Origin of the sequence: Agromyces sp. NPDC058126 (genome assembly GCF_042884595.1) — a bacterium.
GTDB lineage: Bacteria > Actinomycetota > Actinomycetes > Actinomycetales > Microbacteriaceae > Agromyces.
Window position 1 is genome coordinate 843,920 of sequence record NZ_JBHVTS010000001.1, and the last position, 17,604, is coordinate 861,523.

The window sequence follows — 17,604 nt, forward strand, 5'->3', positions numbered from 1 at the left end:
ACGCTGGATGGGTGTCGACCCTCAGTGAACTCGTCCTCGCCCAGGGCCGCAGCAGTCAGGCCGACGTCGACTGGCTGCACATGCTCGTCGGCGACCTCCAACTGCTCGCCGATCTCGCCTTCGCCGACATCGTGCTGTGGGTGCCCTCCGGCGACGACGACTTCGTCGCGGTCGCGCACTCCCGCCCATCGAGCGCGGCGACGCTCTTCTACCGCGACTTCGTCGGACAGGGCATCAAGCCCCAGTGGCGCGACCTCGTGACCGAGACGTTCGGTACGGCCCGCATCGCCGACTCCTCGGCTCCCGACTGGTACGAGGAGATGCCGACGCGCGTGCGTGCGGTGCCGGTGATGCGCCGCATCACCGCGACCGGCACGGCGATCGCGGCCGAACCGGTCGCGGTGATCACCCGGCACACGAACCTCGGTGCGACCCGCACGCCGAGCCGGCAGGAGCTCACCTTCAACGAGTGCGCCGAAGAGCTCTTCCAGATGATCGCCTCCGGCGACTTCCCCGACCTCGGCGCGCCGACCGGGCCCCGGCGCGGTGCGCCGCGTGCGTCCGACGGTCTGATCCGACTCGACGTCGACGGCATCACGACCTTCGCGAGTCCCAACGCTCTCTCGGCGTTCAACCGGATGGGCTTCGACGACGAGCTCGAGGGCGAATCGCTCGCCGAAGTGACGACCGCGCTCCTCGGCGGCAAGCTCGTCGTCGACGAGTCGCTGCCGCTCGTCGTGACCGGGCGGGCGCCGTGGCGTACCGACGTCGAGTCGCGAGGCGTGACGGTGTCGCTCCGCGCGATCCCGATCCGCCGGCACGGCGACCGCACCGGCGCGATCGTGCTCACCCGCGACGTCACCGAACTCCGCCACCAGGAGCAGGAGCTCATCACCAAGGACGCGACGATCCGCGAGATCCACCACCGGGTGAAGAACAACCTGCAGACCGTCGCGTCGCTGCTGCGCATCCAGGCACGCCGCACGCACTCCGACGAGGCGCGCGACGCGCTGACGCAGGCGATGCGCCGGGTCGGCGCGATCGCCGTCGTGCACGACACGCTCTCGACCGGGCTCTCGCAGAACGTCGACTTCGACGAGGTGTTCGACCGGGCGCTGCTCCTTGTCGCCGAGGTCGCCTCGGCGCACAACACGACGGCGCATCCGAAGCGCACGGGCTCGTTCGGCGTGCTGCCGAGCGAGTACGCGACGCCGCTCGCCCTCGCGCTCACCGAGCTCGTGACGAACGCGGTCGAGCACGGCCTGGCCGGTCAGGAGGGCGACGTCGAGATCAGCGCCGACCGTTCGCAGACCGAGCTCACCGTCCAGGTGCGCGACACCGGCGCGGGCCTGCCCGAGGGCAAGGTCGGCGAGGGGCTCGGCACGCAGATCGTGCGCACGCTCATCCAGGGCGAGCTCGGCGGCACGATCGACTGGCACACGGTCGTCGGTCGCGGCACCGAGGTGACGATCGAGATCCCGCTGCGCTGGATCACGCAGCCCTAGGGCATGCTGAGCGGTCCTGGGATGCCGCCGACGAGCTGATCACCCGGGTGCCGCTCGCCTTCGGCGCGCCGACGTCCGCGATCGCAGGGCCCGGCGGCGCCGACTGAGGCGTCGTCAGCAGCGACGGTCACCGGGGCGGGCGACCGCCCGAGCAGCGAAAGATGCCCCGGGGCCCGCCGAACGCGGACCCCGGAGCATCGAGGCGATGGGGCTCAGCCCGCGCGGCGGGCGCGAGCGGCGCGGCGCTTGAGGGCGCGGCGCTCGTCTTCGGAGAGGCCTCCCCAGACGCCCGAGTCCTGACCGGTCTCGAGGGCGTACTGCAGGCAGATCTCGGTGACGGTGCAACGGGCGCAGACCGTCTTCGCCTTCTCGATCTGGTCGACGGCGGGGCCGGTGTTGCCGACCGGGAAGAAGAGTTCCGGGTCTGCGGTGAGGCAGGCGGCCTTGTCGCGCCAATCCATGGAGATGCTCCTTGCGTGTACTTCGTTCGCAGACGCGCACGATTGCGCTTGCCCGTGAGGGCTGCTGCAGGGGGAAAGTCGAATCTCGGGAAGTAGGATCATGACTGATCGGCTCACGTCCCTGTGAGCATCAATTCGACCTCATAAATGGTCGCATAGTGGAGAGATCGAATCAATAGCCATGTATGGGACAACGCTGTGAATCGACGCGACGAGACCCGGCCCGAGGCATCCGATCAGGGGGCGAACGAGTCGGCGGGTGCCGGCGGGTCCGTCGAGCCGGCGCAGGACGGCGGTGTGCGCGCCGCGCTCGTGGTCGTGAGCGCCGTGCTCTTCGCCGAGGCCCTGCTCATGGTCGGGCTCGTGATCTGGCTGATCGTCGACCTGTTCGCGCTCGAGCCGTCGTCGATGGCGACGGCGATCGCACTCCTCGTGCTCGTCGTGATCGGCGCCGTCTGGGTGACCGCCGTCGCGTTCGCGTCGTTGCGGCGCGCCCCGTGGTCGCGGGCGGCGGCGATCGTCTGGCAGATCCTGCAGGTCTCCGTCGCGGTCGGCGCGTTCCAGGGGCTCTTCGCTCGCCCCGACGTCGGATGGGCGCTGCTCGTGCCCGCCATCACCGTCATCGGCCTCCTGCTCTGGACGCCCGTGCGGATCGCGTACTCGCGCCCCGAGGACCAGCCCGCCGCCTGACCCTGCGGCGCTGCCGATGAAGCGCGATCGGGCCCGGCCGCAGATGCGGCCGGGCCCGATCGGCGGTCGTCGGGGCGTGTCGCTCCGACGACCGGCTCAGGCGTCGAGGCCGAGCTCGCGTCGCACCCGTGCGACGTGGCCGGTGGCCTTCACGTTGTACATCGCCCGCGCGATGCGGCCCTCCTCGTCGATGATGAAGGTCGAGCGGATCGAGCCCACGACGATCTTGCCGTAGAGCGACTTCTCGCCCCAGACGCCGTACTGCTGCTGCACCGCGAGGTCAGGGTCGGCGAGGAGGGTGAAGTTCAGGCGGTCGCGTTCGGCGAACCGGGCGAGCTTCGGGGCGTCGTCCTTCGAGACGCCGAGCACGCGGATCCCGGCGCTCTTGAACGAGTTGAGGCTGTCGCGGAAGTCGCAGGCCTCGGTGGTGCAGCCCGGGGTCATCGCCTCGGGGTAGAAGTAGAGGACGACCTTCGTTCCGCGCAGCGACGAGAGCGTCAGGGGGACGCCGTTCTGGTCGTCGAGCGTGAAGTCGGGGGCGAGGTCGCCAGGGCCAAGTCGTGCATCGGTCATGTCACCCATCGTAGGCACGCTTCGATGTGCGGATGCTCCGTGGAGGGACGCCTGGGGCGCCCTCCGCGGGCTAGGCGAAGGTGGCGAGCAGGCGCTGCAGCGAGTCGAGGCGGGCGCGCCCCGTCTCGCCGAGCTCGCCCGCGTCGACCGCCTCGACGATCGCGCAGTCGGGGGAGTCGGCGAGGTGCGTGCAGCCGCGCGGGCAGTCCTCGGCGATGCGGGCGAGGTCGGTGAAGGCGCCGAGGATGTTCGCGGGGTCGACGTGGCCGAGCCCGAATGAGCGCACGCCCGGGGTGTCGATCACCCAGCCGGTGCGGCCGTCGTGGTCGATGCGCAGCGACACCGTCGACGAGGAGGTGTGGCGGCCCCGGCCGGTCACGACGTTGACGTGCCCCGTCGCCCGGTGGGCGCTCGGCACGAGGGCGTTGACCAGCGTCGACTTGCCGACGCCCGAGTGACCGACGAAGACGGTGCGGTGACCGAGCAGCGCCTCGGTGATCTTGGCGAGCGGCATGTCGTCGCTGCGCGAGCGGAACACGGGCAGCTCGAGGCCGGGGAAGTTGCGGAGGAACTCCTCGGGGTCGGCGAGGTCGGTCTTCGTCATGCAGAGCAGGGGACGGATGCCGGCGTCGAACGCGGCCACGAGGTAGCGGTCGATGAGCCGCACGCGTGGCTCGGGGTTCGCCGCGGCCACGACGATGAGCATCTGGTCGGCGTTCGCGACGATCACGCGCTCGACCTCGTCGGTGTCGTCGGCGCTGCGCCGCAGGAGCGTCGTGCGCTCCTGCACCCGCACGATGCGCGCGAGGCTGCCCGCATCGCCCGAGACGTCGCCCACGAGGTCGACCCGGTCGCCCGTCACGACCGACTTGCGACGCAGCTCGCTCGCGCGGGCCGCCGTGAGCTCGTGCTCGTCGGCCCCGCCTTCGTCGACGAGCACGGAGTAGCGGCCGCGGTCGACGCCGAGCACGGTTCCGGTGATCGCGTCGGCGTGCTCGGGGCGTGTCTTCGTGCGGGGGCGGGAACCGCGCCGGTTGGGACGCACCCGGACGGCGGACTCGTCGAACTCGGGCTCGTCGTCCTCGTCGTCGTCGGTGCTCCACCAAGTCATGCGAGCAGCCGCTCCCAGAGCGCGGTGAACTGCGGCAGCGTCTTGCCCGTCGAGGCGATGTCGTCGACGACGACGCCAGGCACCGCGAGTCCGATGATCGCCCCGCTGGTCGCCATCCGGTGGTCGGCGTACGCGCGCCAGGGGCCGCCGTGGAGCGGCGCGGGTTCGATGCGCAGTCCGTCGGGCAGCTCGGTGACCCGCCCGCCCAGGCCGTTCAGCTCGGTCGCGAGTGCGGCGAGCCGGTCGGTCTCGTGGTGGCGGATGTGCCCGATGCCCGTGATCGTCGAGGGCTCGTCGGCGAGGGCCGCGAGGGCGACGAGGTTCGGCGCGAGCTCGCCGGCCTCCGAAAGGTCGAGCTCGACGCCCCGGATGCCGCGGCCGCCGTCGGCCGACGGCGACGGTGCGTGCACGGTCAGCCGGTCGCCGTCGAGCTCGACGCGGGCGCCGAATCGGGGGAGGAGCTCGGCCAGCTGCGCACCCACCTGCGTGGTGGTCTCCGGCCACCCGACGATCGTGACCGAGCCGCCGGCGACGAGTGCGGCGACGAGGAACGGGGCCGCATTGGAGAGGTCGGGTTCGAGCTCGACGTCGATCGCGCGGATCGGCCCCGGAGCGACCACCCAACGGCCGGTCTCGGGAGTCTCGACCTCGACGCCGCGTGCGGCGAGGGTCTCGATCGTCATCTCGATGTGGGGCAGGCTCGGCAGTCGTTCGCCGACGTGGCGGAGGTCGAGGCCCTGTTCGAAGCGGGGTGCCGAGAGCAGCAGGCCCGAGACGAACTGGCTCGAGGCCGAGGCGTCGATCTCGAGCGCGCCGCCCGCGACCCGTCCGGTGCCGTGCACCGTGAAGGGGAGGGTGCCGCGGCGGTCGTCGTCGAGGTCGACGCCGAGGCCCTTGAGGCCCTCGATGACCCCCGACATCGGGCGGTTGCGCGCGTACTCGTCGCCGTCGAAGGTCGTCGGGCCGAGCGCGAGCGCGGCCACCGCCGGCATGAATCGCATGACGGTGCCCGCGAGTCCGCAGTCGATCGTCGTCGAACCGAGCAGCTCGTCGGCCGGGGTGACCCGCAGGTCGTCGCCGAACTCGCCGCGGCCGGGCAGGCGCTCGAACCCCGTGCCGAGGGCGCGCAGCGCCTCGACCATCAGCTCGCTGTCGCGCGACCAGAGTGGCGCGCGCAGGGTCGACGGCCCGTCGGCGAGTGCGGCGAGCACGAGCTCGCGATTGGTCAGCGATTTCGACCCCGGAAGCGACACGACCGCGGACAGCGGCGACGTCGCGAGCGGCGCGCGCCACCCGGTATCCGTCTCGGTCGTCTTGTTGTCGCCGTACGGATCGAACTCGGGCTCGGAATACCTCGAAATCTGCATCGGTTATCAACAGTAGCGTCAGGGACGCGGAAGGAGATGGTGCGGATGTCGCTTGCGGTACTCGAACGGCCGGCGGAGCAGCTCGGAGCCCCTCGCAGGGTTCTCGACGGAACCGACGATCTAAGCTTGACGGTGATGACTGCCGACGAGATCGACCAGGCGCCGACCGAAGCCGAGACCCCCGACGAGGCCCGGCCTCTCGGTGAACTCTTCGAGGAGCAGGCGCTGCCGTTCCTCGACCAGCTCTACGCCGCAGCGCTCCGCATGACGAAGAACCCGGCCGATGCGCAGGACCTCGTGCAGGAGACCTTCGTGAAGGCGTTCGCCGCGTTCGGGCAGTTCACGCAGGGCACGAACCTGAAGGCGTGGCTCTACCGCATCCTGACCAACACCTTCATCAACAGCTACCGCAAGAAGCAGCGCGAGCCCTATCAGGGCACGATCGACGAGCTGGAGGACTGGCAGCTCGGCGGCGCCGAGTCGACGACCGCCCGGTCGAGCCGCTCGGCCGAGGCCGAGGCGATCGACCACCTGCCCGACAGCGCCGTGAAGGACGCCCTGCAGGCGCTGCCCGAGGACTTCCGGCTCGCCGTGTACTTCGCCGACGTCGAGGGCTTCTCCTACCAGGAGATCGCCGACATGATGAACACCCCCATCGGGACCGTGATGAGCCGTCTGCACCGTGGCCGGCGACTGCTTCGCGAGTCCCTCGCCGACTACGCCCGCGAACAGGGGTTCGCCGCGGCCGAGAAGGCGCCCAAACCCGCGAGGAGCAAGAAATGACCGACTGCGGCTGCGAGAAGGCGCGAGCCGAACTCGAGGAGTACCTGCACAACGAGCTGCAGGCCGTCGACGCCTCGGACATCCGCGAGCACGTCGAGAACTGCGTCGACTGCCAGGCGGAGCTCCGCGTCGGCGTCGCGATCACCGAGGTCGTGCAGCGGGCCTGCCGCGAGAGCGCCCCTGATCAGCTGCGTGTGCAGGTGCTCGCGCAGATCCGTCTCTACCAGTCGACGCACACCGTCGCCTGACCGGGTCCCGGTCCGCCGACTCAATCGTTCGTTCGATGCGCGCCCGGCCGGTGCGCCCGTAGCGTCGACGGTGTGATCGACACCCCTGCTCAGAAGCACTCGCGCGTCCCGACGTGGCTGCGCGTGCTGATCCCCGCCCTCCTCATCCTCATCTGGTTCGCCGCGTTCGGCGCGGGCGGCGCGTCGTTCGGCTCGCTGAGCAAGCTGTCGGTGAACGACCAGAGCCAGTTCCTGCCCGCGTCGGCCGAGGCGACCGAGGTCGCCGCCCTGCAGGAGGAGTTCCGCGACGCCGAGACGATCCCCGCGATCGTCGTCGTCGCGACCGACGACGGCACCGACCTCGACGACGCGCAGCTCGCCGCCGTCGACGAGCTGCGCTCGGCGTTCGCCGACGTGCCGGGCGTCGTCGACGACGAGGTGTCGCCGGCGATCGCCTCCGAGGACGGCGAGGCGGTCGAGATCGTCGTGCCCATCGAGTCGGGCGACGGGGCCGAGCGGGCGTCGGTCGTCGTGGGCGAGCTCCGGGCCGCCGTCGACGACGCGCCGATCGAGGGGGTGACAGTCGCCGTCGCCGGGCCGGCCGGCTTCAGTGCCGACATCGCGGGCGCCTTCAGCGGCATCGACGGACTGCTGCTCGCCGTCGCGCTCGCCGCCGTGTTCCTCATCCTCATCGTCGTCTACCGCTCGCCGCTCCTGCCGCTCATCGTGCTGTTCACGAGCATGTCGGCGCTCTGCGCGGCCGTGCTCACGGTCGTCTCGCTCGCGAGGGCCGAGGTGATCGTGCTCTCGGGGCAGACGCAGGGCATCCTCTTCATCCTCGTGATCGGCGCCGCGACCGACTACGCGCTGCTGTACATCGCGCGGTATCGCGAGACGCTCGCACGGTACGAGCGCAAGTGGGATGCCACGTGGGCGGCGCTGCGCGGATCGTGGGAGCCGATCGTCGCGAGCGGCGGGACGGTCATCGTCGGACTGCTCATCCTGCTCGTGAGCGAGCTGAACTCGAACAAGACGCTCGGCCCCATCGCCGCGATCGGCATCGTGTTCGCCCTCCTGTCGGCGCTCACCCTGCTGCCCGCGCTGCTCCTCTGGGCGGGTCGTGCCGCGTTCTGGCCCCGTCGGATCGCGCACCGCGGCGAGGCCGCCGAGCCCGCGCACGGCGTGCACGCGGCCGGGGTGCTGCACGAGGCATCCGCACCCGACGAGCGCGACCTGCCCGACCGGGGCCTCTGGGCCGGTGTCGGCCGCCTCGTCTCGCGGCGCCCCCGTACCGTGTGGATCGTCTCCGTCCTCGCGCTCGCCGGCATGTCGCTCGGCCTCGCCCAGCTCGATGCCGACGGCGTGCCCTCGAGCGAGTTCGTGCTCGGCGAATCGCAGGCGCGCGACGGTCAGGCGATGATCGGCGAGCACTTCCCGGCGGGCTCCGGCACCCCGGCGGTCATCGTGGGACCCGAGGACGAGCTGCAGGAGATGGCCGACGTCGCGCTCGCGACCCCGGGCGTCGACTCGGTGTCGGTGGTCTCCGCCGACTCGCCGTCGGGCTCGGCCCCCCTCACCGAGGACGGCGTGCAGGCGTTCGGCCCGCCCGGAACCCCGGCGCCGGCGCCCACCGTCGTGGACGACCGGGTCCTGTTGCAGGCCACCCTGTCGGACGCGTCGGACTCGCTCGAGGCCGAAGCGACCGTCGCCGCCCTGCGCACCGCGCTCGACGAGGTCGGCTCCGAGGTCCTCGTCGGCGGCCAGACGGCGGTCGCGCTCGACACGAACGACGCGGCGATCGCCGATCGCAACCTCGTGATCCCGCTCGTGCTCGCGGCGATCCTCGTGATCCTCATGCTGCTGCTGCGCTCGATCGTGGCGCCGCTCATCCTCATCGGCAGCGTCGTGCTGTCGTTCACGGCCGCACTCGGCGTGTCGGCGCTCGTGTTCGAGCACGTCTTCCATTTCCCTGGGGCCGACCCGTCGGTGCCGCTGTTCGGATTCGTCTTCCTCGTCGCGCTCGGCGTGGACTACAACATCTTCCTCATGACCCGCGTGCGCGAGGAGTCGATGCAGTTCGGCACGCGCCCGGGCATCATCCGCGGGCTCCGGCTCACGGGCGGGGTGATCACCTCGGCGGGGCTCGTGCTCGCGGCGACCTTCGCGGCGCTCGGCGTGCTGCCGATCCTCTTCCTCGTGCAGATCTCGTTCATCGTCGCGTTCGGGGTGCTGCTCGACACCTTCCTCGTGCGCACGCTGCTCGTACCGGCGCTCGCCTACGACCTCGGCCGGGTCATCTGGTGGCCGAGCAGGCTGGCGCGCAGGCCCGAGTAGCGGGCCGGTGCCGTCCGTCGGCGTCGAAGGGCGACTCGCCTCGGCGGGGTTCCCCTGCGACGGCGTGTCGCGGAGCACCGCCGACAGACAGGCACACCCGCGGCTGAGCGGGCCGCCTGGCGCGAGCCCGGGCGGCCGCAACGACGAAGCGAGCGGATGCCGGTGGCATCCGCTCGCTTCGTTCGTTCGTCGAGTGCTAGAGCGTCGTCGCGCGACGCACGAGCTCGGCCTGCTCGGTCGCGTGGCGCTTCGCCGAACCCGTCGCGGGAGATGCCGCGGCCTGGCGGGCGACGACCGTGACCGTGCGGGGCCCGAGCTTGTTCGTCTCGATGATGAAGTACGGCCAGGCGCCCTGGTTCTCGGGCTCGTCCTGGGCCCACATCAGCTCGGCCTCGGGGTACGCGTCGACCACGGCCTTGAGCTCGGTCGCGGGCAGCGGGTAGAGCTGCTCGAGCCGCACGACCGCGATCTCGGTGTTCTGCTGCTTGTCGAGCTCGGCGATCAGGTCGTAGTAGATCTTGCCCGACACGAACACGACGCGCTTGACCGCGGCCCGGTCGCTGATGCGGGGGTCGTCGAGCACCGGCTCGAACCTGCCCTCGGTGAAGTCGGCGACCTCGCTCGTCGCCCCGCGCAGGCGCAGCATCGCCTTCGGCGTGAACACGACGAGCGGGCGACGCGGCCGTGCGTAGGCCTGACGGCGCAGCAGGTGGAAGTACGACGCGGGCGTCGAGGGACGGGCGACCGTCATGTTGTTCTCGGCGCAGAGCTGCAGGTAGCGCTCGATGCGGGCGCTCGAGTGGTCGGGGCCCTGGCCCTCGTAGCCGTGGGGGAGCAGCAGCACGACGCTCGAGCGCTGGCCCCACTTCTGCTCGGCCGAGGAGATGAACTCGTCGATGATGGTCTGCGCGCCGTTGGCGAAGTCGCCGAACTGCGCCTCCCACATGACGAGCGCGTCGGCGCGCTCGACCGAGTAGCCGTACTCGAAGCCCATCGCCGCGTACTCGCTGAGGAGCGAGTCGTAGATCCAGAACTTCGCCTGGTTCTCCGACAGGTTCTGCAGCGGCAGCCACTCCTGGCCGTTCGCGCGGTCGTGGAGCACCGCGTGGCGCTGCACGAAGGTGCCGCGGCGGGCGTCCTGTCCGGCGAGGCGCACCGGGGTGCCCTCGAGCAGCAGCGAGCCGAGTGCGAGCAGCTCGCCGAAGCCCCAGTCGACCTTGCCGTTGCGGCTCATGTCGAGGCGCTTCTGCAGCAGCTGCTGGATCTTCGGGTGCACCGTGAAGCCGGCGGGCTTGTTGTTGAACGCGTCGCCGATGGCGTGCACGACCTCGACGCCGACGCCCGTGGTCTCGAGCTCGCCCGTGGGCTGCTCGGGGACGTGGGTCTGCTCGGTCGCGCCGATCACCGCGATCGCGCCGGTCTGCACGGCGTGGGTCTCGGCGAAGGCCCGCTCGAGGCGGTCCTGGAAGTCGCGGTGCGCCTCTTCGTACTCGGCCTCGGTGATGTCACCGCGGCCGACGAGGGCTTCGGTGTAGAGCTTGCGCACGCTGCGCTTCTGCTCGATGAGGTTGTACATGAGGGGCTGCGTCATCGAGGGGTCGTCGCCCTCGTTGTGGCCGCGGCGGCGGTAGCAGACGAGGTCGACGACGACGTCGCGCTTGAACTCCTGGCGGTAACGGAACGCGAGCTCGGCCACGCGGACGACGGCCTCGGGGTCGTCGCCGTTCACGTGGAAGATCGGCGCCTGGATCGTCTTCGCGACATCGGTCGAGTAGATCGAGGAGCGGGCGTCGCCCGGCACCGTCGTGAAGCCGACCTGGTTGTTGATGTTCACGTGGATCGTGCCGCCCGTGCGGTACGCGCGGAGCTGCGACATCTGCATCGTCTCGACGACGATGCCCTGTCCGGCCATGGCCGCGTCGCCGTGCACGAGGATCGGCAGGGTCGAGAAGGTGCCGATGGGCTTGCGGTCCTGCTTGGCGCGGACGATGCCCTCGAGCACGCCGTCGACGGCCTCGAGGTGCGAGGGGTTCGCGGCGAGCGAGACGGGCACCTGGTGGCCGTCGTCGGCGGTGAAGGTGCCCTCGGTGCCGAGGTGGTACTTCACGTCGCCCGAGCCCTGGCCCGCGGTGGCGCCCTCGAACTCGCGGAACACCTGGCCGTACGTCTTGCCGGCGATGTTCGTGAGCACGTTGAGGCGGCCGCGGTGCGCCATGCCGATGGCGACCTCGTCGAGGTTCTCCTTCGCGGCGCCCTGCAGGATCTCGTCGAGGAGCGCGATGACGGACTCGCCGCCCTCGAGGCTGAAGCGCTTCTGCCCGACGTACTTCGTCTGCAGGAAGGTCTCGAACGCCTCGGCCTCGTTGAGCTTGCCGAGGATGCGCATCTGCTCGTCGTGGGTCGGCTTCTCGTACTTGCGCTCGACCTGCTCCTGGATCCACCTGCGCTGCACGGGATCCTGGATGTGCATGTACTCGATGCCGATGGTGCGGCAGTACGAGTCGCGCAGGACGCCGAGGATGTCACGCAGGAGCGCGGTGCGGGTGTCGCCGAACCCGCCCGTGACGAACTCGCGGTCGAGGTCCCAGAAGGTGAGGCCGTGGCTCGAGATGTCGAGGTCGGGGTGCGAACGCTGGACGTACTCGAGCGGGTCGATGTCGGCCATCATGTGGCCGCGGACGCGGAAGGAGTTGATGAGCTCCTGCACGCGGGCCGTCTTGTCGATCGCGCTCGCGACGTCGACGGCGATGTCGGGAGCCCAGTGGATGGGCTCGTACGGCAGACGGAGGGCGGCGAAGATGTCCTCGTAGAAGTTGCGCTGGCCGATGAGCAGCTCGTGCACCTTCTTCAGGAACTCGCCGGAGCCGGCACCCTGGATGACGCGGTGGTCGTAGGTCGAGGTGAGCGTGATCGTCTTGCCGATCGCGAGGTTCGCGAGCGTCTTCTCGCTCGAGCCCTGGAACTCGGCAGGGTACTCGAGGGCGCCGGCGCCGATGATGCAGCCCTGGCCCTTCATGAGGCGGGGCACCGAGTGCACGGTGCCGATGCCGCCGGGGTTCGTCAGTGAGATCGTCGCGCCCGAGAAGTCGTCGGCCTTGAGCTTGTTCTGGCGGGCCCGCGACACGAGGTCTTCGTAGGCGCTCAGGTACTCGTTGAACGACATGGTCTCGGCGCGCTTGATCGCGGGCACGAGGAGGGCACGGGTGCCGTCGGGCTTCGGGATGTCGATCGCGATGCCGAGGCCGATGTGCGCGGGCTTCACGAGGCTCGGCTTGCCGTCGACCTCGGAGTAGAAGACGTTCTGGCTCGGGAACTCCTTCAGCGCCTGGATGAGCGCCCAGCCGATGAGGTGGGTGAAGCTGATCTTGCCGCCGCGGGTGCGCCGCAGGTGGTTGTTGATCACGATGCGGTTGTCGATCATGAGCTTCGCCGGCACGGTGCGCACGCTCGTCGCGGTCGGCACGGTGAGCGAGGCGTCCATGTTCGCGGCGAGGGCCTTCGGCATGCCCTTGAGCGCCACGACCTCGTCTTCGGCGGGGGCGTCGGCCACGACCGGCTGCGGGCTCGTGACGGGCACGTCGGCCGGCACCGGCTGGGTGCGCGGCGCCACCGAGGTGGTGCGGGCGGCCGGGGTCTGCCCGATCACGGGCACCGGCGCGGTCGCGGGGGCGGCGGGCGCCGCGGCGTCGGCCGCCGGCGCGGCCGGTGCGGCCTGCTGCGGGGCGGATGCCTCGGCGGGAGCCTCAGCGGCCGGCGCGGCCGCGGGCGCCTGGCCCTGCGGGGCGGCGCCGTTCGTCGCGGGGGCCGCTGCGCCCTGTTCGCTCTGCGCGCGGCGCCGCTCGAGCACCGGCCTCCAGGTCTGGTCGACCGAGTCGGGATCGGCGAGGAACTTCTCGTACATCTCGTCGACGAGCCATTCGTTGGCTCCGTATTCGCCCGACGCCGTTTCGTCGGATCCCGCTCCGGTCAATTGGCTCGACACAGCCGCTCGCCCACTCTCTCCGTTGATGCTGGATTCTCGGAGATCGACCCGGCCGCGAACGCGTCGTGGCCGATCACCCACACAAGCCTAAACCCCGCGCGAGGCGCCTCGTGCACGCCGCAGGGGCGCGGCCTACGCTGAGGGCATGGAGTTCTACCGGACGGCCCCGACCCACGACCTGACCTACTCCGACGTGTTCCTCGTTCCGAGTCGTTCGGGCGTGACGAGCCGGCTCGACGTGTCGCTCGCCCCCGACGACGGATCGGGGGCGTCCGTGCCGATCGTCTCGGCGAACATGAACTCGATCACGGGCCCTCGACTGGCGGCGACGCTCGCCCGCCGCGGCGGCATCGGCGTGCTCCCGCAGGACCTGCACCTGCAGGACCTGGCCGAGTCGATCCGCTCGGTGAAGTCGCAGTCGCCGCGCTTCGACACCCCGCACGCGTTCCACCCCGACGCGACCGCTGCCGACGCGCTCGAGTCGCTGCCGCCGTTCGAGGGGCACGGCATCGTGCTCCACGACACGACGGGGCGCTACGTCGGATGCCTCCCCGCGACGAGGCTCGCGAGCGCGCTGCCCGACGCTCGGCTCGGCGACCTCGTGCACGGCGGCATCGCCTCGCTCGACGCCGACGACGTCGACAGCCCCCGCCGCGCGTTCGACCTCATGGTCGAGGCGGAGCTCGACTTCGCGCCGGTGCTCGAGCACGGCCACGTCGTCGGCACGCTGAGCCGGCGGAGCGCCCTGCGCGGCACGATCTACGAGCCGAACGTCGACCGGGACGGCCGGCTGCGGGTGGCGGCGGCGGTCGGCATCAACGGCGACGTGGCCGCGAAGGCGCGCGCGCTCGCGGCGGCGGGCGTCGACATGCTCGTCCTCGACACGGCGCACGGGCACCAGGAGGGCATGATCCGGGCGGTGTCGACCGTGCGCGACCTCGACCTCGGCATCCCGATCGTGGCGGGCAACATCGTGACCGCGGCGGCCGTCGGCGACCTCGTCGACGCGGGCGCCGACGTGCTCAAGGTCGGCGTCGGCCCCGGCGCGATGTGCACGACCCGCATGATGACGGCGGTCGGCCGCCCACAGTTCTCTGCGGTGCTCGAGACGGCCGAGGCCGCGCGCGAGCTCGGCGCCAGTGTGTGGGCCGACGGCGGGGTGCGGTACCCCCGCGACGTCGCGCTCGCGCTCGCGGCCGGCGCCGCCTCGGTCATGATCGGCTCCTGGTTCGCCGGCACGATCGAGGCGCCCGGAACGCTGCGGCGCGATGCATCCGGCCGCCTCTTCAAGGAGAGCTGGGGCATGGCCTCGACCAAGGCGGTTCGCGAGCGCTTCGACCGCCTCTCGCCGTACGAGCTCGCCCGCAAGGAGCTCTTCGCCGAGGGCATCTCGTCGTCGTCGATCTACCTCGACCCGCTGCGTCCCTCGCTCGAGGACCTGCTCGACATGATCACCTCGGGGGTGCGCAGCTCGTTCACCTACGCGGGTGCGCGGACGCTCGCCGAGTTCCGCGAGCGCGCGCTCGTCGGCATCCAGTCCGCCGCCGGCTACGAGGAGGGCAAGGCGCTCCCGGTCAGCTGGTGAATGAGCCCGGTGGTCGTCGGGATCGCCCGCATATACTTGAACGACCATGGATGATCCTCCCTCTGCGAAGAACCCCGGCCATAGACCCTCGCCCGTGACCGTTCGGGGAGGCAGCGTTGTCTGAGTGGATACTCCTCGGCATCGGACTCCTCCTCACGATCGGCACGGGCTTGTTCGTTGCGAGCGAGTTCGCGCTCGTCAATCTCGATCGCGCCGATCTCGAGGCGCGACGCGAGCGGGGTGAGACCCGCCTCGGCATGACGATCGCGGCGTTGAAGATCACCTCGACGCACCTCTCGAGCGCGCAGCTCGGTATCACGCTGACGACGCTGCTCACCGGGTACACGATGGAGCCGGCGATCTCCTCGCTCCTCGCCGAGCCGCTCGCCGCGATCGGGATCCCCGACTCGCTCGTCCGCCCGGTCGGCGCGACGACGGCGATCGTCGTCGCGACCCTCCTCTCGATGATCATCGGCGAGCTCGTGCCGAAGAACTTCGCGCTCGCACTGCCGCTCGCGACGGCGAAGCTCGTGATCCCGTTCCAGACGGCGTTCACCTGGGTGTTCCGGCCCGCGATCGTCGTGCTGAACGGCAGCGCCAACGCCATCCTGCGCGCCGTCGGCATCGAGCCGAAGGAGGAGCTGTCGGGCGCGCGTTCGGCCGAGGAGCTCTCCTCCCTCGTGCGCCGCTCCGCGAGCGCCGGCCTCCTCGAGAAGGACACGGCCACCCTCCTCGGACGCACGCTGCGCTTCTCCGACCACGACGCCTCCGACGTCATGACCCCGCGCCCGCGGGTCGCGGCCGTGCAGCGGCTCGAACCGGCCGAGGCCGTGCTCGAACTCGCCCGCCAGACCGGCTTCTCGAGGTTCCCGGTCTACGACGAGAACCTCGACGACGTCGTCGGCGTCGTGCACGTGAAGCAGGCCGTGGCCGTGCCGCGCGAGCGCCGGGCCGAGGTGCCGGCGTCGGCCCTCCAGTCCGACGCGCTCCGCGTGCCCGAGACGATCAAGCTCGATGCGCTGCTCGGCGAGCTGCGCGGCCGGGGGTTCCAGATGGCGGTCGTCGTCGACGAGTACGGCGGCACCGCGGGGGTCGCGACGCTCGAGGATCTCGTCGAGGAGCTCGTCGGCGAGGTCGCCGACGAGCACGACCGCACCCGGGCGGGCATCGTCCGACGTGGCGACAACGTGAGCTTCCCCGGAATACTGCGACCCGACGAGCTCGTCGAGCGCACCGGCATCCACGTGCCCGAGAACGGCGACTACGAGACCGTCGCCGGCTACGTGATGTCCGAGCTCGGGCGCCTGCCCGTCGTCGGCGACGAGGTCGCGATCGACGAGGGCACGCTGAGCGTGCAGCGCCTCGACGGCCGCCGCATCGACCGGCTGCGCTTCGTGCCGAAACCCCTACCGGCCGACGCGGCCGCCGATGACGAGGAGGCGGGCCGATGAGCGACTGGGCTGGCATCGCCTGGCTGTTCGTGCTGCTCGCGGCGAACGCCTTCTTCGTGGGCGCCGAGTTCGCCGTCATCTCGGCCAGGCGCTCGCAGATCGAGCCGCTCGCCGAGCAGGGCAAGCGCAGCGCCAGGACCGCGCTCTGGGCGATGGAGCACGCGACGCTCATGCTGGCGACGAGCCAGCTCGGCATCACGGTGTGCTCGCTGCTGATCCTGAACGTCTCCGAGCCGGCGATCCACCACCTGCTCGAGGTGCCGCTGCACCTCACGGGCTGGTCGGTCGAGGTCGTCTCGACGGTCGCGTTCATCGTGACGCTCGTGCTCGTCTCGTACCTCCACGTCGTGTTCGGCGAGATGGTGCCGAAGAACCTCTCGTTCTCGGTGCCCGACCGGGCGGTGCTGCTGCTCGCACCTCCGCTCGTGTTCGTCGCGCGCGTGTTCAAGCCGATCATCGTCGCGCTGAACGCGACGGCGAACGGCGTGCTGCGCCTGTTCGGCGTCGAGCCGAAGAACGAGGCGACCTCGACGTTCACGCTCGAGGAGGTGCAGACGATCGTCGACCAGTCGCGCCGCGAGGGCGTGCTCGACGATGCGAGCGGCACGCTCACGGCGGCGTTCGAGTTCACCACGAAGCGCGTGAAGGATGTCACGGTGCCGATGTCGGGCCTCGTGAGCCTGCCGCCGGGGGCGACGCCGGGCGATGTCGAACGGGCGGTCGCCCGTCGCGGCTTCTCGCGCTACCCGATCCTCGGCGAGGGCGGCGAGCCCGACGGCTACGTGCACCTGAAGGACGTGATCGACCTCGACGACGACGAGTTCGACGACCCGATCCCCGCGAAGCGGGTGCGCCGGCTCGTGTCGATCTTCGACGGCACCGACCTCGAGGACGCGCTCGCCACGATGCGCCGCCTCGGCACGCACGTGGCGCGCACCTTCGAGGAGGACGGCTCGACGAGCGGGGTGATCTTCCTGGAGGACATCATCGAGGAGCTCGTCGGCGAGGTGCAGGACGCGACCCGTCGGGGGTAGTCCGTCGGAGGGGGAGGCGGCGTAGACTTTCCACGACCCGAGGAACTCGAGGAATGATCATGTTCGAGAAACTCACGGCGTGCGCCGTCCTCCCCGCCGCCGACATCGACCGGGCGCGCAGTTGGTGGCACGACGTGCTCGGCCGCGACCCGGTGTACGAGGAGACCGAGGGAGGGATGCTGTTCTACGACGTCGGCGGGACGGCGGTCATGGTGTACCGCACCGACTACGCCGGCACCGCGCAGAACACCGCATTCAACCTCTTCAGCGACGACCTCGACCGCGACATTACGGCCCTCCGCACGCACGGGGTCGTGTTCCACGACTACGACCTGCCCGGGCTCACGACCGTCGACGGCGTGGCCGAACTCGGCGACGAGCGCAGCGCCTGGTTCAGCGACAGCGAGGGCAACATCTTCGCGATCGGGCAGATGTCGGCCGAGTCGATGGAGCGGATGGCGCGCATGCGGTCGGACTCTGCGAGCTAGTCGCCCCGACCGG

14 protein-coding genes are annotated in these 17,604 nt (G+C 70.8%); 9 read left to right on the forward strand and 5 right to left on the reverse strand.

Annotated features, from left to right (window positions below; all coding sequences use genetic code 11):
- Positions 1-11: 11 nt before the first annotated feature.
- A complete protein-coding gene (locus ACFVTR_RS03715) occupies positions 12-1,505 on the forward strand; it encodes a sensor histidine kinase (protein WP_387034850.1) in 1,494 nt (497 codons plus the stop codon).
- Between the two features lie 212 nt (positions 1,506-1,717).
- On the opposite strand, the gene ACFVTR_RS03720 is transcribed toward ACFVTR_RS03715, so the two are convergent.
- On the reverse strand, positions 1,718-1,966 hold the full coding sequence (locus ACFVTR_RS03720; RefSeq protein WP_022888365.1) for a WhiB family transcriptional regulator: 249 nt from the start codon (positions 1,964-1,966) through the stop codon (positions 1,718-1,720).
- Between the two features lie 198 nt (positions 1,967-2,164).
- On the opposite strand from ACFVTR_RS03720, the gene ACFVTR_RS03725 reads away from it, so the two are divergent.
- Positions 2,165-2,656, forward strand: coding sequence for a hypothetical protein (locus ACFVTR_RS03725; RefSeq protein ID WP_387034852.1), 492 nt, complete (start codon positions 2,165-2,167; stop codon positions 2,654-2,656).
- Positions 2,657-2,752: 96 nt separating this feature from the next.
- On the opposite strand, the gene bcp is transcribed toward ACFVTR_RS03725, so the two are convergent.
- From bcp to aroA, 3 genes are all read right to left on the reverse strand, one after another.
- The gene (gene bcp, locus ACFVTR_RS03730) at positions 2,753-3,229 is read right to left on the reverse strand and encodes a thioredoxin-dependent thiol peroxidase (protein WP_387034854.1); all 477 of its coding nucleotides are present in this window, start codon (positions 3,227-3,229) and stop codon (positions 2,753-2,755) included.
- Positions 3,230-3,299: 70 nt separating this feature from the next.
- The gene (gene rsgA, locus ACFVTR_RS03735; RefSeq protein WP_387034856.1) at positions 3,300-4,340 is read right to left on the reverse strand and encodes a ribosome small subunit-dependent GTPase A; all 1,041 of its coding nucleotides are present in this window, start codon (positions 4,338-4,340) and stop codon (positions 3,300-3,302) included.
- Positions 4,337-5,707, reverse strand: coding sequence for a 3-phosphoshikimate 1-carboxyvinyltransferase (gene aroA / locus ACFVTR_RS03740; protein WP_387034858.1), 1,371 nt, complete (start codon positions 5,705-5,707; stop codon positions 4,337-4,339). Before aroA ends, rsgA begins: the two co-directional genes overlap by 4 nt.
- Before the next feature lie 135 nt (positions 5,708-5,842).
- Here aroA and ACFVTR_RS03745 point away from each other — a divergent pair, with 135 nt between their 5' ends.
- The 3 genes from ACFVTR_RS03745 (at position 5,843) to ACFVTR_RS03755 (ending at position 9,051) form a co-directional block, all read left to right on the forward strand.
- Complete coding sequence (locus ACFVTR_RS03745) at positions 5,843-6,490, forward strand: sigma-70 family RNA polymerase sigma factor (protein ID WP_376942452.1); 648 nt, start codon at positions 5,843-5,845, stop codon at positions 6,488-6,490.
- Positions 6,487-6,738 carry a zf-HC2 domain-containing protein gene (locus tag ACFVTR_RS03750; RefSeq protein ID WP_387034860.1) on the forward strand — a complete coding sequence of 84 codons (252 nt, stop codon included), beginning with the start codon at positions 6,487-6,489 and terminating at the stop codon, positions 6,736-6,738. Before ACFVTR_RS03745 ends, ACFVTR_RS03750 begins: the two co-directional genes overlap by 4 nt.
- Before the next feature lie 75 nt (positions 6,739-6,813).
- A complete protein-coding gene (locus ACFVTR_RS03755) occupies positions 6,814-9,051 on the forward strand; it encodes an MMPL family transporter (RefSeq protein ID WP_387035378.1) in 2,238 nt (745 codons plus the stop codon).
- A 196-nt stretch (positions 9,052-9,247) separates the two neighbouring features.
- Here ACFVTR_RS03755 and ACFVTR_RS03760 read toward each other — a convergent pair whose 3' ends face one another.
- A complete protein-coding gene (locus ACFVTR_RS03760) occupies positions 9,248-13,033 on the reverse strand; it encodes a multifunctional oxoglutarate decarboxylase/oxoglutarate dehydrogenase thiamine pyrophosphate-binding subunit/dihydrolipoyllysine-residue succinyltransferase subunit (protein ID WP_387034862.1) in 3,786 nt (1,261 codons plus the stop codon).
- Between the two features lie 145 nt (positions 13,034-13,178).
- On the opposite strand from ACFVTR_RS03760, the gene ACFVTR_RS03765 reads away from it, so the two are divergent.
- The 4 genes from ACFVTR_RS03765 (at position 13,179) to ACFVTR_RS03780 (ending at position 17,591) form a co-directional block, all read left to right on the forward strand.
- Positions 13,179-14,618, forward strand: a complete 1,440-nt coding sequence (locus ACFVTR_RS03765; RefSeq protein ID WP_387034864.1) for a GuaB1 family IMP dehydrogenase-related protein — start codon at positions 13,179-13,181, stop codon at positions 14,616-14,618.
- A 116-nt stretch (positions 14,619-14,734) separates the two neighbouring features.
- Positions 14,735-16,069, forward strand: coding sequence for a hemolysin family protein (locus ACFVTR_RS03770; protein WP_387034866.1), 1,335 nt, complete (start codon positions 14,735-14,737; stop codon positions 16,067-16,069).
- Positions 16,066-17,103, forward strand: coding sequence for a hemolysin family protein (locus ACFVTR_RS03775; RefSeq protein WP_387034868.1), 1,038 nt, complete (start codon positions 16,066-16,068; stop codon positions 17,101-17,103). Before ACFVTR_RS03770 ends, ACFVTR_RS03775 begins: the two co-directional genes overlap by 4 nt.
- Positions 17,104-17,162: 59 nt before the next feature.
- Positions 17,163-17,591 carry a VOC family protein gene (locus tag ACFVTR_RS03780; RefSeq protein ID WP_387034870.1) on the forward strand — a complete coding sequence of 143 codons (429 nt, stop codon included), beginning with the start codon at positions 17,163-17,165 and terminating at the stop codon, positions 17,589-17,591.
- The last annotated feature ends 13 nt before the right edge of the window (positions 17,592-17,604 follow it).

What these genes read in the sequence shown, in the direction of transcription:
- ACFVTR_RS03720 (WP_022888365.1), bottom strand. Translation starts at nt 1,966, where the DNA reads ATGGATTGGCGCGACAAGGCCGCCTGCCTCACCGCAGACCCGGAACTC.
- bcp (WP_387034854.1), bottom strand. Translation starts at nt 3,229, where the DNA reads ATGACCGATGCACGACTTGGCCCTGGCGACCTCGCCCCCGACTTCACG.
- rsgA (WP_387034856.1), bottom strand. Translation starts at nt 4,340, where the DNA reads ATGACTTGGTGGAGCACCGACGACGACGAGGACGACGAGCCCGAGTTC.
- aroA (WP_387034858.1), bottom strand. Translation starts at nt 5,707, where the DNA reads ATGCAGATTTCGAGGTATTCCGAGCCCGAGTTCGATCCGTACGGCGAC.
- ACFVTR_RS03745 (WP_376942452.1), top strand. Translation starts at nt 5,843, where the DNA reads ATGACTGCCGACGAGATCGACCAGGCGCCGACCGAAGCCGAGACCCCC.
- ACFVTR_RS03750 (WP_387034860.1), top strand. Translation starts at nt 6,487, where the DNA reads ATGACCGACTGCGGCTGCGAGAAGGCGCGAGCCGAACTCGAGGAGTAC.
- ACFVTR_RS03765 (WP_387034864.1), top strand. Translation starts at nt 13,179, where the DNA reads ATGGAGTTCTACCGGACGGCCCCGACCCACGACCTGACCTACTCCGAC.
- ACFVTR_RS03775 (WP_387034868.1), top strand. Translation starts at nt 16,066, where the DNA reads ATGAGCGACTGGGCTGGCATCGCCTGGCTGTTCGTGCTGCTCGCGGCG.
- ACFVTR_RS03780 (WP_387034870.1), top strand. Translation starts at nt 17,163, where the DNA reads ATGTTCGAGAAACTCACGGCGTGCGCCGTCCTCCCCGCCGCCGACATC.